Below are 14,582 nucleotides of genomic sequence, written 5' to 3'. Positions count from 1 at the left end.
GCTAAACTAAGAGCTAAAAAATGACAGAGCAAATCCAAGACGAGAATAAACTCATTGCTGAGCGTCGTGCTAAATTGGATGCAATTCGTGATAATTGCAGTGCCAATGGCCATCCGAACACCTTCCGCCGTGAAGACTATACGGCTGATCTACAGGCTAAGTTTGGTGATAAGTCTAAAGAAGAGCTGGTTGAGTTAGATCATCAGGTCTCTGTGGCTGGCCGTATCCTTGCTAAACGTGGGCCATTTTTGGTTCTGCAAGACATGAAAGGCCGTATCCAGGCTTACGCGTCTAAAGATGTACAAAAAGAGCTGAAAGCCAAATATGGTCAGCTCGACATTGGTGACATCATTGGTGTGTCTGGTCCGCTGCACAAATCAGGTAAAGGCGACTTGTATGTTGATATGGTTCAGTATGAACTACTGACTAAATCGCTGCGTCCGCTACCAGAGAAATTCCATGGTTTAACTGATCAGGAAGCCAAGTATCGTCAACGTTACGTTGATCTGATCACTAACATGGAAACGCGTGAGACCTTCCGTATTCGCTCTAAAGTGATTGAAGGCATTCGTCGTTTCCTGGCTGAACGTGACTTTATGGAAGTTGAAACGCCAATGCTACAAGTGATCCCTGGCGGTGCAACGGCACGTCCGTTTGTGACACACCACAATGCGCTGGACATCGACATGTATCTGCGTATCGCACCTGAGCTTTACCTGAAGCGCCTGGTGGTTGGTGGCTTTGACCGCGTCTTCGAGATCAACCGTAACTTCCGTAACGAAGGTCTGTCGACTCGTCACAACCCGGAATTCACTATGATTGAATTCTATCAGGCATACGCAGATTACAAAGATCTGATGAACCTGACAGAAGACATGCTGCGTACCGTTGCACAGGATGTACTGGGCACGACCATTGTGACTAATACAGTCAAGAACGCAGAAGGCGAAGTCCTTGAGACCATCGAGTACGACTTTGGTAAAGCGTTTGAGCGCCTGTCTATGGCTGATGCGATCATCAAATATGGTCCTGACGCTGAAGCCTCTGCGCACATCTTTAAAGATCCAGAAAACCACTTTGACGAGTTGGTGGCATACGCGAAGAAAGTACACGTGAAGATCCCTGAAAAATGTGTATGGGGTGCCGGTAAGTTCTTATGTGAAATCTTTGAAGAAACCGCTGAGCATAAACTGATCCAGCCAACTTTCATCACGGAATACCCGTGGGAAGTATCACCGTTGGCACGTCGTAATGATGAAAACCCATTTATCACTGATCGCTTTGAATTCTTCGTAGGTGGACGTGAACTGGCAAATGGCTTTTCGGAGCTCAATGATGCAGAAGATCAGGCTGCGCGTTTTGCGCGTCAGGTTGAAGAGAAAGACGCCGGTGACGACGAAGCAATGCATTTTGATGATGACTACATCCGTGCGCTGGAGTATGGCTTACCGCCAACGGCTGGTGAGGGGATTGGTATCGACCGCCTGGTGATGCTATTTACCGACTCTCCGACTATCAAAGACGTTATCCTGTTCCCGCATATGCGACCTCAGGCTGACTAGTCCGGTTACATTGAATGTACAATTGAGAAAAGCGCCTTAGGCGCTTTTCTTTTATCTATGTAAGACATCTCTGCTAAACGCCAGTTGAACTCTCAATATATTTATAAAACTTTTGTAAGATCAGAGGTTAGATACATAGAAAGTGTGCAGGAGTACATTCGGCGAATAGTTGCTAGTTGGGTACGACTGGCATATCAGACTTTTTAGCCTATACTGCTTTGGTTATGAAAGGATGCAAATGAACTCAGACCATGTCGCAACAAAAATCAAAATCACAGCACGAACAAGCCAGGATGAATTATTGTCGTAGCTGTATCAGCGAATTTCAGCGTTTAGGCTATGTAGATGCCTTTATTGCTGAAGAAAGCACGCGTAAGCAAACTCTTTTGGACCACTATAATATACAGTCAGGCCCTAAAAGTGACTAATTTATGACAAAATAATCGACAAAGTGCCTTAAAACAGACCAAGCTGAACAATCTATCACCATACAGTGCTTTTTTACAAGAAAAGTATTTGACATATTTTCACGGTTCTATATTATACGCCCCACAAAGACGGAGAGGTGGCCGAGTGGCTGAAGGCGCTCCCCTGCTAAGGGAGTATAGGGTTTGTAGCCCTATCGAGGGTTCGAATCCCTCCTTCTCCGCCATTTATTAAAATGGTGTCTTTGTAGTAAAACGGACGCGTAGCTCAGCTGGATAGAGTACCTGGCTACGAACCAGGCGGTCGGAGGTTCGAATCCTCCCGCGTCCGCCACTTCTCTTAAGTGGTTAAATAAAAAGACTACACTAATTCAGGTAGTAAAATTGAATTGAACAACGGACGCGTAGCTCAGCTGGATAGAGTACCTGGCTACGAACCAGGCGGTCGGAGGTTCGAATCCTCCCGCGTCCGCCACTTCTCTTAAGTGGTTAAATAAAAAGACTACACTAATTCAGGTAGTAAAATTGAATTGAACAACGGACGCGTAGCTCAGCTGGATAGAGTACCTGGCTACGAACCAGGCGGTCGGAGGTTCGAATCCTCCCGCGTCCGCCACTTCTCTTAAGTGGTTAAATAAAAAGACTACACTAATTCAGGTAGTAAAATTGAATTGAACAACGGACGCGTAGCTCAGCTGGATAGAGTACCTGGCTACGAACCAGGCGGTCGGAGGTTCGAATCCTCCCGCGTCCGCCACTTCTTATTCAGGAAGTGAGCAATCAACCGACGAAAGTCGGTTTTTTTGTGCCTGAAATTTGGTGTGAGTTACTTCAGCTGGATAGAGTACCTGGCTACGAACCAGGCGGTCGGAGGGTCACTCTCCACAAAAGACGTCCCGCGTCCGCCACTTCTTATTCAGGAAGTGAGCAATCAACCGACGAAAGTCGGTTTTTTTGTGCCTGAAATTTGGTGTGAGTTACTTCAGCTGGATAGAGTACCTGGCTACGAACCAGGCGGTCGGAGGTTCACTCTCCACAAAAGACGTCCCGCGTCCGCCACTTCTTCTTCAGGAAGTGAGCAATCAACCGACGAAAGTCGGTTTTTTTGTGCCTGAAATTTGGTGTGAGTTACTTCAGCTGGATAGAGTACCTGGCTACGAACCAGGCGGTCGGAGGTTCACTCTCCACAAAAGACGTCCCGCGTCCGCCACTTCTTCTTCAGGAAGTGAGCAATCAACCGACGAAAGTCGGTTTTTTTGTGCCTGAAATTTGGTGTGAGTTACTTCAGCTGGATAGAGTACCTGGCTACGAACCAGGCGGTCGGAGGTTCACTCTCCACAAAAGACGTCCCGCGTCCGCCACTTCTTCTTCAGGAAGTGAGCAATCAACCGACGAAAGTCGGTTTTTTTGTGTCTGAAATTTGGTGTGAGTTACTTCAGTTGGATAGAGTACCAGGCTACGAACCAGACGGTCGGAGGGTCACTCTCCACAAAAGACGTCCCGCGTCCGCCACTTCTTATTCAGGAAGTGAGCAATCAACCGACGAAAGTCGGTTTTTTAGTGCCTGAAATTTGGTGTGAGTTACTTCAGCAGGGTAGAGTACCTGGCTACGAACCAGGCGGTCGGAGGGTCACTCTCCACAAAAGACGTCCCGAGCCCGCCACTTCTTCCTTCAGGAAGTGAGCAATCAACCGACGAAAGTCGGTTTTTTTGTGTCTGAAATTTGGTGTGAGTTACTTCAGCTGGATAGAGTACCTAGCTACGAACCAGGCGGTCGGAGGGTCACTCTCCACAAAAGACGTCCCGAGCCCGCCACTTCTTCTTCAGGAAGTGAGCAATCAACCGACGAAAGTCGGTTTTTTGTATTTGAAGTTTAGGTTAGTGGTCTCTGCAGGATAGAGTACCTGACTACAAACCCGGCAGTTGGGGCCGAATTTGTAGGATTTCTTCCGTCGTAAATATTTGCAAAGGTGAGCCATCGCACCGCAAAATCTCGATACCGTTTGCTTTCCCCTGAGGACTTTTGTGCGCCAGACTATCTATGCTTTTCTGATGCTGATGATTGCCATCAGTGTGCTCCTTTGCTCATTTCAAACACGGGCGATTACGGTTGCTGCCGAGCGCGGTGATCAGTATCTGCCAATGCTGAAAGGCAAACGGGTGGGTCTGGTGGTGAATCAAAGTGCCCGAGTATATGATCAACACTTACTGGATTATCTGACAGACAACCAGGTGAATGTGGTCCGGATCTTTGCGCCAGAGCATGGATTTCGGGGCAACAAAGGAGCAGGTGTTTACATCACGGATGGTAAAGACACAAAAACAGGTGTGCCTATCGTCTCCTTGTACGGTACGAATAAGAAGCCAAAGCCCGCACAGTTGGCAGATATTGATGTTTTAGTATTTGATATTCAGGATGTGGGTGTCCGCTTTTACACCTACCTCAGCACATTGTTTCTAACGATGGAGGCCGCGCAGCAAAATGGTGTCAGCTTTCTGGTGCTGGACCGACCTAACCCGAATATCGCTTATGTTGATGGTCCGGTTCTGGATGAGCGCTTCCGCTCTTTTGTCGGTATGCTGCCTGTGCCTGTATTGCATGGTATGACGTTGGGTGAGTTAGCTTTGATGAGTGTAGGGGAAGAGTGGCTAGATGGTGGTGCAAAGCTTGATCTGACGGTTATCCCGGTTGCCAGTTATAGTGCAAAAGATGACTATATGCTACCTATTGCACCTAGTCCTAACCTGCCGAATCAACGTGCTATTTATTTGTACCCTTCGTTATGCTTATTTGAGGCCACACGCGTCTCAGTGGGTCGAGGCAGTGATTTTCCGTTTCAGGTGTTTGGTCATGATCAGGTCCCGCTCGGGGCCTTGGCTTTCTCGCCACGGTCTATACCTGGTGCAGCCATGCACCCTAAGTTAAAAGGTAAAACCGTTTATGCCAGAGATTTACGGCAATCTCAACAACGCGGCCTGTCATTAGACTGGCTAGTGCAGGCACACAGTGCATTTGAGCTGTATCCTGAGGCGTTGATTAACTCACCGAGCTTCTTTGACAAACTAGCAGGAACCGATGTCATCCGTCTGGCACTGACACAAGGTCTGAAAGCACATCAGATAGAAGCAATCTGGGCGCAGGAAGTACAGGCGTTTAAGATACGCCGCCTGCCTTACCTGCTTTATGAGCGGGAATAAAACGATCTCAGTCGTTAAAAATCGCGCGCATATTATCATTTGCCCGCTCAACCCGGCGTTGCCAGTGCAAGTTTGACTGAGCCAAGGCAACAAAGAGCGTATCAATGAGGTAGCATTGGGATGCCCGGGTGAGTATGGCGCTGTGATTAATCGGCTCAGCCTCTTGTACGGTAAACAAGACATGCTCCGCCATCTCACTGAGCTGAGAGTCGCCATAACGCGTGATAGCAAATACGCGACACTCATTGCGCTTTGCCTGTTCGGCCAGTTTAAGAAGTGCTTTTGTCTGGCCTGAATTGCTGATCACAACTAGCAGATCCTCTTTGCCCATCGACGCAACATAGCTGGCTGCATTAAATTCATCGCTGTGACACACCGCAGAAATGCCTACTTTTTGTAGTTTAAAGGCAAAATCTTGCGCAACAGACCAGGATGCACCTTTGGCGCAGATCAGTACTTTGCGCGCCGCTTTTAAGGCCTGCACCGTGCGCTCAAATTCTGAGCCATTATTGAGTTTCTGAGTTGCACTCAGCGTTTTGTGTTGATTGGCGATGAGCTTTTCGCTGATATCAGCCAACGAATCGCTTTGCTCAAACTGTGTCGAGCGGGATGTCTGCTCGGAAGTTTGCTCATTCAGTGCATCCACAACCGCGAGTTTGAAAGCCGGAAAACCCCGGTACCCCAATTTTTGTGCAAACTTTACGACACTGGACTGACTAACGCCGGCTGCCTTGGCCAGTTCAATGGACGATAAGGTACGGATCTGGGTCCCCGAACTAAGGGTAAAGTCGGCGAGTTTTGCCTCACTTTGTGAGAGAGTTGGCCTTAATGCCTTTATTTTAATAAAAGTAGACATGCGCTTCACTTGGTAACCTGTACTAACAGAGATGTCCATATTATAGGTTCAAAGTGAACAATGTAATAGATCAGAAAGATATATTATTGCGCTTTTTAATCTGGTTGGTCCCTAAAAAAGTTCTTTTTGTTGCGTTTGTAAATTCAGCTGCGAAAAGCTTGGTTTTTTCCTCTCAACTAATTAAGCTAACGGGTTTACAGCCTGATCTAATAATTAGTAATAGGGAACCTATGTCCTGGTATTCGATTTTACCGCCTTTGATAGCTATTGCCGTGGTGTTTTGGCGCAAAGAGGTCATTGTGGCGCTGATCCTGGCGTTGATCTCTTCAGAATTTCTACTCGCGCTAAACGGTGGTGGTAACGCGCTATTTTCCACCTTTATTAATAGTATTGAGCGTATTGTGAGCGTTGCTACCTCTCCCGGCAACAGTCGAATTTTACTGTTTAGTATCGTGATTGGTGCGCTACTGGCTTATATCAGAGAATCAGGTGGCGTCGGTGCGACAGTGAATAAACTGCTGAATATTGGCGTTGCAAAAAATAAGCGCCAGGTTGGCCTGTTGACCATGTTCACGGGGATGGCGGTATTTATTGAGTCAAACATGAGTGTGCTGACCTCAGGGATCGTATCCCGGGGCTTGTTTGACAAATTTAAAATGAGTCGCGCACGTTTGGCATATATTATCGACAGCACCAGTGCACCTGTGTGTATTCTTATCCTGCTTAACGGCTGGGGCGCGTATGTGCTGGGTCTGTTAAGTAATTATGAGCTGGAGCAATCGGCGGTCAGTATTTTGTGGGGCAGTGTGGCATTTAATTTTTATGCCATCATTGCTTTGTTGATAGTGTTTTACACCATAGTGTTTGACAAAGTACATGGCCCAATGAAAGTGGCAGAACACGCGCTGGCAAAGCAAGACCAGGAAATTGACAAAGGTCCGGCTGCCAGTAAAGCGCGCTTTATGTTAGTGCCTCTGGCGACACTTATCATCAGTATGCTGGGTTTTATGTTGTGGACAGGTGGGGGTGAACTGGCTCAAGGCAGTGGCTCTAAATCGGTTTTGTATGCCACGGTGCTGGCAACAGCGGTAGCTTACTTACTGCTTCTTAAAGCTCGCCATTTTACGCATCAACAACTGGTTGACGTGGGCTTCAAAGGTATGGGAGAACTGTTGCCTCTGGTGAGTATCGTATTGCTGTCACTGACGCTGGGTGCAAGCTTAAAAGAGTTAGGCACTGGGGTTTTTGTTGCATCGTTAGTGGGTGATTACTTACCCGTTTACTTTATTGTACCAGTGCTGTTTTTAACAGGGGCTGTGATGTCTTTTACGACAGGAACATCCTGGGGCACCTTTGCCATTCTTATCCCGATAGGGGTGCCATTGATCCAAACTTTGGGACTGCCTCCATCGCTGGTTGTCGGCGCGATACTCAGTGGCGGGATTTTTGGTGATCACTGCTCGCCGATTTCAGATACCAGCGCTGTGTCAGCATTGGCATCTGGCTGCGATCTGCTGACTCACGTAAAAACGCAACTTCCTTATGCAATGGTCGGTGGCGTGCTGGCACTGATCAGCTTCTTCGTCGCCAGTATCGTAATGATTTAAGAATCGCCTTTCGCCAGCCTTGTTCTAAGGCTGGCGAGCTTAAGGGCAGGCATACACTTTGCCCGGTACCGCTGTGATGGTCGTTAAATGACCATCCGTGTTCTTATCCAATGCTAACATTTGACCCGGTGACATGCCTGACAACTCAGTGTCGTCTCGTAGTGCTGCGAGCACTGAATGTTTAATTTCCAAAAGCGTTTTGTTGCGGCAGTCGGCAACAAACCAGGTATTGGCGTCACTGTGCACCAGTCGTCCATAAAAGCGTTGTTCGCTCAGTTGTTGATGCTGCTGTTTAAATTGCTTATCTAAGTTCTGTTTTTGTGCTCGAAGCTGAGTAACGTAGTGACCCTGTTCGACACTATGGGTTTCAACCTGTTCATAATCATCAAAGCTCAAGGCGTACAAAGCTTGTACTGATTGCTGGCCGTGTTCCTGAGATAGCATTACTGTGGCCAGCATTATGAGTGCTCCGCATGCTAAAACCCATTGGCCCCTTTGCCACCAGCTGATCTGTTTCGCTGTGGTATTAGCTGCGCGACAAACTTGCTTGAGCTGGCGCTGCTCAAGTGCCGTAGGTCTGTGCTGCTGTTTTGCGTGGAGATAGGCCTGTTTAAGCCGATCTTCCTGCGATTTGTCACTCATCATCGTCTCCTAATGCGTGCTTAAGCGCCGTGCGGGCATAACGAAGGCGCGTTTTAATGGTTTCCTGCGGGGCGTCAGTGATACTGGCGATTTGTTGCAATGAAAAACCTTCCAGTTGCAGGCTTATGGCTTCTCTTTGCTGTAGTGGTAGTAATAAAATTGCATCGTACAAGGATTGATGGGACCGTACAGTGCGCTCCGTTGGAACAGACAGCTGCTGTTCCGGGTGTTCCATATAGGTAAGCCGGTTTTGTTTACGCAATTCGTCGATCAGTGCGTTCCGGGCCAGCTTGAATAAAAAGGCTTTCGGTGCCTGGCTGGTGTGATAGGCCTGACGTTTTTCAACGACGGTTAGCCAGATTTTTTGGCACACGTCTTTGGCCAGTTCGCTGTCACTTTGGGTCAGCAAAAAGTGATATAAATCGTGGTTATACTTGTCTATCGCCAGTTCCAGATACTTGTTGTCTCCGCTCAATTTAAACTCATATAAAGGGTCGGCAGGCTCGGGTTCGTTTGCCGACAGCCAGTTTTTCAAAGCAAGTAGCATAGGCAGGTCCTTGTTTTTATTGTCTGTGCCTGGTTGCACCAGGTAAATAAACCCGGTGCCCAGTCTAGATATTAATTCTGGTTGAGCTTGAACTCCAGCACGACTTTTTGTCCGGGCTGTCGCTGGGGCTGACCGTTCACCACTTGAGGGCGGTATTTCCAGCGCTTTAAGGCTTTTAATGCCTCACGGTTGAACACACGTTTGGGTTCAGCATTGGCGACTCTGGCGTCGACTACTTCGCCTGTTTCAGAAATTGTAAAGTGCAGCTCAACCCACCCTTGCGTACCATCACGTGCCGCGACAGCCGGGTAGCGAGGCTCAATTCTGACGATGGGCGTTGCCTGCATATCGGTTGGTTTCATCGATGAGCCCATTTGTATAGGGCCTGTTTCGACGACTGGCGCACTGCCAAGCCCGTTTAACGCCACGGTTGGCGTTTCTGCATTCACCGTTGGTTTTGGTGGAGCTTTCGGCACAGGTTTAGGCGGAGGCGGCAGCTTGTCTCTGATTTCAACCGGACTATCTTGTTTTAACGTGGGTAAAAATACAGGCGTATAAGTGATTGGATCCTGTTTAAACTCCAGATCCTGACTGATTAAGTGCTGCATAAAAGCAAATGCAGCAAAGGTGACGCCGCAGGCGCCCAAAAACGACAATAATACCTTGTTCAGGGTCTGGTAAGGACGAGGCGATTGTTCTGCTAGAAATTGACCGTTCATAAGCATGCTCCTGGATGATTTATCAGTAAAACGGGGCTGAGGTCAAAAAGGGGTGAACTAGTTAGCGTTTTTTTTTCCGATTACGTTAGAATGCGCAAAATAACTGAACAGGCCTACCTGATTACCTGTTCATCATTACAGGCTAAGCAGGGCGTAACAGCCTAGCCTGCGTGATAGTTTTACAGTATGTGGGAGAAAAGATGCAATTACTGGACATAGATAAAACACGTTACAGAAAACACCTAAACATAGTGATCGCGGCCTGTATTGCGGCCCTGGTCGCTGGCAGCTTAGGGTTTGCCCGGATTTTGATTGTTGCTTTCCCGGATCCGGATGGGAGTCACTTCCATTGGAACCTGACTGGGGTTGTGCTGACGTGTGTGATAATCGCTGCGGTACTCAAACAGGTGCAGTATCACCCGTTCATGTATGAAGTGAACTATGTCTGGCAGCTCAAACAGGCGCTGAATAAGGTTACCCGAAAAATGGCCAAAGTTAAGGTGGCCGCACAGCAGGGTGATGTCGATGCCATGCTTGCCATGCACTTTAGTTACAGTGGTTCGCGTCAATTATGGCAGCTTGACGATAATACGTTGACGATGGAAGAGCTAGGCATCTGGCAGGCAGAGCTCGATGCGCTGACCAAGCAATATCAGGTAACACTGGATTTGGCCCGGTACGATTCGGCTTTGTTAGATAAGTTCTGAGGGCTATTCAATAAGAAGGGTGGCTCAGTCAGAGTAATGCTGAGCCATGCAACTGTGCTCAATTGGAATAAAAGGTAAAGTTATTCCTGGAGGTCTTTTTAATGCTGTACATTGCGACGTCAGCACATTCCACCAGGCCTTTTAGGTTTTCTGCATGCTGAGGGAAGTGCGCAATACCGATACTGGCACCCACCACCAGCTCGGTCTGTCCTTCACGATGTTCAAATGGCATAGGCTGATTGATTGCTTCGAGTAGTGCCTGAGCAAGACGAGTAAGCTCTTGTTGTGTTATATCCAGCCGGGCAACCAAAAATTCATCTCCCCCCCAGCGGCAAACCAGGTCTGTGGTGCCCATCGTGTTAGATAATTGACTTGCTACGTGCTTGAGCAGCGCATCTCCAGCATTGTGACCATACACGTCGTTGATTGGTTTAAACTTGTCTAAGTCTATGAGCAGCAGGCTAAATGTACATTGATTGTCTATCCAGTCGAGTAACATGAGCTCTGCACCGTAGCGATTATACAGTCCAGTGAGGCTGTCCCTTTGCGCGCGCTTGTTGAGCTGGTTGAGCATGGTCTTACGCAGAGTAATGTCGGCAAGGAACACCTGAAAATACCATTTTCCGTCGCTCAGTGTGTTGAGTACAATAATGCTCAACCATACGGTGGTTTGAGTCAGTGGGTTTATGAATTCAAATTCAGACTGCATCACTTGTTTTTGTTTGATGCTGTTTTCAGTGAAGGTGTAAAGAATATCCGGGGTTTTACAGTACAGTCCCAGATTCTCCGGAAATCGTTCATCTATGTCTACGCCCATACCAACGAGCAGATCTTTTGCTGCATCGTTGATCAACAAAATATCTCCTTCATCTTTAACCAGTAAGGTGGGCGAAGATGACTGCTCGAACATCAACCGAAAGCGTTTTTCCAGCTCCACCACTTCTGCTCTGAGGTTGCGCTCTTGCTCGAATAACACCTCGGCTTTGTCCAGTAGGGTATTGATCCCGAGTTCAATACGACCTATCTCGTTATGATGGGCGTGCTTGTCTATTTTTAGGCGCTGAGCACTGCCTGGAAGGATCTTTGCTAATTGTTTGCCGAGGTGATTCAAGGGTCGGGTGACTTGCCAATAAACTAGGGTCGTCAGTAAGATTATGATAGGCAGGATCACGACCAACATGGTTCTGACGCCGCCCAGCGCGATATTTTGTGCATTCTGTTCAATAATTTGGGTGTTTGGTGCGATATGTATTAAGCCAATGTGCTCTGACAGAAAAAACGGATTGACCAGTTTGATCTGAATACTGCCCGGACCGCTGTGTAATATGCTCTTGGCCAGTAAAGTATCTTTACTGACGAGCGCAGCTGATAAAATAATATCGTTGCTCACCAGCCCGTTAACGACTTCTGTGGCCAAATCTTTGTCTTCAAGGTAAGCGGCGATAGATGCTGTAGACGACACCGTTTTCCCTATTTGCATAACTGTGTCGCTGGCCCGTGCCAGCTCTTCATCAAACACGTGCCGATAATAGAGCTTTGCGTAGATCACACTGAAAAGCAGCGTCACCAGACTCAGTAAAAGGGTTAGCCGTGTGATCAAACTGTGTTTATTGAACAAAACGATACACCACTTTGACGTCCTCAGTAACCGCAGTTGCGGGCACATAACCAATTGCATCGGGCGTAGATGCGACTTCTTCAAGTATAGCGTCGATTGATTGATATGCTTGTGGGAAAGAGGCCTTACCACTAAATTTTACCTGTGACCAGTATGCATTTATCTGATTAATAGGGCGCCCTGTTAATGATGTCAGAAAAATAGTGCGTAAAGGATGCCCTTGTTCATAGTCCAGGACGTTAGCCAAGGTGCCGTCCGGGAAGGCGGTATATTTGCCCATATAGAGATCGACCAGCTGGTGCTGGGAAATCTGCTGATTAGGGTTGTCCTTGTGCACAATTACCACCAGAGGGTCGTTCGCGTCAGTGGTAAAACAAATGAACAGCGACAGGCTCAAGGCCATTCTGAATAATTTTTGCAGCCCTGTCAGGGTATGCTGAATGCTTGATAGTACTTGCAGCCGCATCAGAACACCCAATTCAGACTGAGTCCAAGTGACTGAAAATATCTGTCATGATCTCCAGACGACAAGTTCTTGTGGAGGTAAAAGGCCGATGGTAAGTGGTTGGCCTGGGTGTGATCAAGTTGGATTTTCGCTGCCAGCGTGGAGGTTAGATCGCGTCGCCAGCTTAACGACCAGGTATGTTGATCTATCAGGTAAAAATTGGTGTGACGGATCACACCATGATAGAGCGCATCGAGCTGAGGTGTCGTCAGCAAAGGCCCCGGATCAACACGGTTGTTAGATTTTGCAGCACTGAGAGTTAGTAACCAAGTGTCGTTGTCCAGGTGCGTGCCGACACTGATGTATCCGGCTTTTAAATGATTGAGCACCTCAGAGTTTGAGTCGATATAGGCGAGCTCACTTTGTAAAATCCAATGGCTGTCGTCGTAGTGGGCTCCGAGTGTAAAGTAATTAAACCGTTTGCCTTTAATTTGCAAGGATTCAATCAATGCCTGGCGTGTAGGCCAGACAGCGTTTGGTATTTGTTGTAAAGCGCTGAGCAATTGAATCTGTTGCTCATTAGTGTTACCAGCCTGAGTGGTGGTGAAATTGCTGCGCAGCAGCCAATTTTGGGTTTGCAACGACAGGCCCATGCCATATATAGATTTCAGCTCAACATCCCAGATGAAATCTTCGTCACTGATTATCGGTGCATTTGAACGTCCGGCGAACACTTTGTAAGTCAGGACACTTTGTTCAAGTGGATAGGTATAAGTGACATCAATGCCATCCAGGCTTTGATGTGGTACAACCGCGTAAAACTCAGTGGGGGGGTGACCATAATTAAACGCAAAGCCAATATCTCGGTACTCCGTCATCATATAGAGATCGAGTCCGGTACGACCAATGCGAAATTGCCAGTTAGGTGTCAGGGTGTAGCGAGCAAAAGCCATTTGAATAAGGTAATCAAGCTTGTACTCTTTGCGTTCTTTGAGCACGGTTTGCGCCACCCACTGCAGTTGCGAAGACGATTGCCACTCGAACTGTAAGCCAATGGAGGAGTTGGCAAAGCTGGGCTCACCTAAATAGCTGGCGTCGGGTTGCGAGATCACATGTCGGATCCCGGCTGTTTGGGAGTTACTGATGTTGATATCTAATGTGGCAAAGCCATCCACTTTTAGCTGATCTGCTTGCGTAGGTAGCGCAAGGCACCAGATCAGGGATAAAAACATCACAATTTTCGAGCGCATCAGTTACCATTAAGATATTATTTCAGTAGAAAATGCACTAGTGCGAGTGGCACCGGGCAGTTCTGATATCAAACCTGCTTAATTAAGTAGCCAATCATACAATGAGGAAACCTCGGCGTTAATGCTGAAAAAATTGCTATTCATTTGTTCTAAATGAGAAATTTTTAATCCATTAGCGCCTGAGCTATGCTCTAGAATTGGTTGCAAATTAACCTAGTCTGATATTAATAGCCTAGCGGTGTTCGGTGTATTTGCCAGTATTTAGTCTGAGGACTTGTAACTGGGTGGCTTAGCCACCATATAGTCTGTTACAGTATTTTTTGTGATATTATCACATTTTTGCAATTAGGTATTTTGTAGTCGTGGCACAAGTAAGAGCAAGAGTTGAGCTGAATGTTGGGCAGCGTAGTCATATCCCCGCAGAAATCGTCTCATTTGAAGGGTTACAGGACGGCCAGGAACACGTTGCCCTGGTGTTTAATCGTGCCGATAGCGAGCAGTCAGTGCCGCTGATTAGAATGCATTCTGAATGTTTAACGGGTGACGTATTCCACTCGTCACGGTGTGATTGTGGTGAACAACTTAATGAGAGTATTGAAGCGATGCATCAGCAGGGGGGGGTGCTTTTATATCTCCGTCAGGAGGGCAGAGGGATTGGGCTATATAATAAGATCGACGCATACGTGCTGCAGTCACAAGGCATGAATACCTATGAAGCGAATAATCACCTTGGGTTTGATGATGACTTGCGTGACTTTTCGGATGCGGTACTGATGTTGCAGGCACTTGGCCTGGATCACGTTCGGCTGATGACCAATAACCCCCGTAAGCTTAACGCGCTCAGAGATGCCGGGATTGAGGTTGAGGAAGTGGTGGGCACGCATGCACATGTTAAAGTGGGTGTGGCCGGAAATAAAAATTACCTCGAGACCAAAGTAAAACATGGCTCGCACATGTTAGACATTAAAAAGATCAAAAAGCCAGACGAAATCTAGGTCGTAGGCAA

At 47.5% G+C, this 14,582-nt stretch carries 12 protein-coding genes and 5 tRNA genes; 10 read left to right on the top strand and 7 right to left on the bottom strand.

The window, feature by feature from the left end; translation table 11 throughout:
• Nucleotides 1-20: 20 nt before the first annotated feature.
• From lysS to CWC22_RS15075, 7 genes are all read left to right on the top strand, one after another.
• A complete protein-coding gene (gene lysS / locus CWC22_RS15105) occupies nucleotides 21-1,562 on the top strand; it encodes a lysine--tRNA ligase (RefSeq protein ID WP_010386862.1) in 1,542 nt (513 codons plus the stop codon).
• Nucleotides 1,563-2,121: 559 nt separating this feature from the next.
• Nucleotides 2,122-2,214, top strand: a tRNA-Ser gene (locus tag CWC22_RS15100).
• A 30-nt stretch (nucleotides 2,215-2,244) separates the two neighbouring features.
• Nucleotides 2,245-2,321, top strand: a tRNA-Arg gene (locus CWC22_RS15095).
• Between the two features lie 64 nt (nucleotides 2,322-2,385).
• Nucleotides 2,386-2,462 (top strand) — tRNA-Arg (locus CWC22_RS15090).
• Between the two features lie 64 nt (nucleotides 2,463-2,526).
• A tRNA-Arg gene (locus tag CWC22_RS15085) sits at nucleotides 2,527-2,603 on the top strand.
• 64 nt (nucleotides 2,604-2,667) lie between these two features.
• Nucleotides 2,668-2,744 (top strand) — tRNA-Arg (locus tag CWC22_RS15080).
• Between the two features lie 1,268 nt (nucleotides 2,745-4,012).
• Complete coding sequence (locus tag CWC22_RS15075; RefSeq protein WP_138538679.1) at nucleotides 4,013-5,185, top strand: exo-beta-N-acetylmuramidase NamZ domain-containing protein; 1,173 nt, start codon at nucleotides 4,013-4,015, stop codon at nucleotides 5,183-5,185.
• Nucleotides 5,186-5,192: 7 nt separating this feature from the next.
• Here CWC22_RS15075 and CWC22_RS15070 read toward each other — a convergent pair whose 3' ends face one another.
• A complete protein-coding gene (locus CWC22_RS15070) occupies nucleotides 5,193-6,041 on the bottom strand; it encodes a MurR/RpiR family transcriptional regulator (RefSeq protein ID WP_125563629.1) in 849 nt (282 codons plus the stop codon).
• A 230-nt stretch (nucleotides 6,042-6,271) separates the two neighbouring features.
• On the opposite strand from CWC22_RS15070, the gene CWC22_RS15065 reads away from it, so the two are divergent.
• On the top strand, nucleotides 6,272-7,648 hold the full coding sequence (locus CWC22_RS15065; protein ID WP_125563627.1) for a Na+/H+ antiporter NhaC family protein: 1,377 nt from the start codon (nucleotides 6,272-6,274) through the stop codon (nucleotides 7,646-7,648).
• A 39-nt stretch (nucleotides 7,649-7,687) separates the two neighbouring features.
• On the opposite strand, the gene CWC22_RS15060 is transcribed toward CWC22_RS15065, so the two are convergent.
• The 3 genes from CWC22_RS15060 to CWC22_RS15050 form a co-directional block, all read right to left on the bottom strand.
• Complete coding sequence (locus CWC22_RS15060; RefSeq protein ID WP_125563625.1) at nucleotides 7,688-8,290, bottom strand: hypothetical protein; 603 nt, start codon at nucleotides 8,288-8,290, stop codon at nucleotides 7,688-7,690.
• Nucleotides 8,283-8,837, bottom strand: coding sequence for an RNA polymerase sigma factor (locus tag CWC22_RS15055; protein WP_125563623.1), 555 nt, complete (start codon nucleotides 8,835-8,837; stop codon nucleotides 8,283-8,285). The genes CWC22_RS15060 and CWC22_RS15055 overlap by 8 nt, the downstream gene beginning before the upstream one ends.
• 71 nt (nucleotides 8,838-8,908) lie before the next feature.
• A complete protein-coding gene (locus tag CWC22_RS15050) occupies nucleotides 8,909-9,556 on the bottom strand; it encodes an energy transducer TonB (RefSeq protein WP_171045085.1) in 648 nt (215 codons plus the stop codon).
• 200 nt (nucleotides 9,557-9,756) lie between these two features.
• On the opposite strand from CWC22_RS15050, the gene CWC22_RS15045 reads away from it, so the two are divergent.
• Complete coding sequence (locus tag CWC22_RS15045) at nucleotides 9,757-10,263, top strand: DUF3087 domain-containing protein (protein ID WP_138538677.1); 507 nt, start codon at nucleotides 9,757-9,759, stop codon at nucleotides 10,261-10,263.
• A gap of 58 nt (nucleotides 10,264-10,321) precedes the next feature.
• On the opposite strand, the gene CWC22_RS15040 is transcribed toward CWC22_RS15045, so the two are convergent.
• From CWC22_RS15040 to CWC22_RS15030, 3 genes are read right to left on the bottom strand one after another with little or no spacing between them, the layout of a single operon-like run.
• Nucleotides 10,322-11,881: a sensor domain-containing diguanylate cyclase gene (locus CWC22_RS15040; protein WP_171045084.1), complete on the bottom strand. Its 1,560-nt coding sequence runs from the start codon at nucleotides 11,879-11,881 to the stop codon at nucleotides 10,322-10,324.
• Nucleotides 11,871-12,347 (bottom strand): hypothetical protein, encoded by a 477-nt coding sequence (locus CWC22_RS15035; protein WP_125563615.1) that lies wholly within the window; start codon nucleotides 12,345-12,347, stop codon nucleotides 11,871-11,873. The genes CWC22_RS15040 and CWC22_RS15035 overlap by 11 nt, the downstream gene beginning before the upstream one ends.
• The gene (locus CWC22_RS15030; protein WP_125563613.1) at nucleotides 12,347-13,576 is read right to left on the bottom strand and encodes a hypothetical protein; all 1,230 of its coding nucleotides are present in this window, start codon (nucleotides 13,574-13,576) and stop codon (nucleotides 12,347-12,349) included. Before CWC22_RS15030 ends, CWC22_RS15035 begins: the two co-directional genes overlap by 1 nt.
• A gap of 362 nt (nucleotides 13,577-13,938) precedes the next feature.
• Here CWC22_RS15030 and CWC22_RS15025 point away from each other — a divergent pair, with 362 nt between their 5' ends.
• Complete coding sequence (locus CWC22_RS15025; RefSeq protein WP_010386843.1) at nucleotides 13,939-14,571, top strand: GTP cyclohydrolase II; 633 nt, start codon at nucleotides 13,939-13,941, stop codon at nucleotides 14,569-14,571.
• Nucleotides 14,572-14,582 lie beyond the last annotated feature (11 nt).

Origin of the sequence: Pseudoalteromonas rubra, assembly GCF_005886805.2 — a bacterium.
Taxonomy (GTDB): domain Bacteria; phylum Pseudomonadota; class Gammaproteobacteria; order Enterobacterales; family Alteromonadaceae; genus Pseudoalteromonas; species Pseudoalteromonas rubra_D.
The sequence above is the reverse complement of the archived record's forward strand: the minus strand, read 5'-3'. Positions and strand labels throughout refer to the sequence as shown.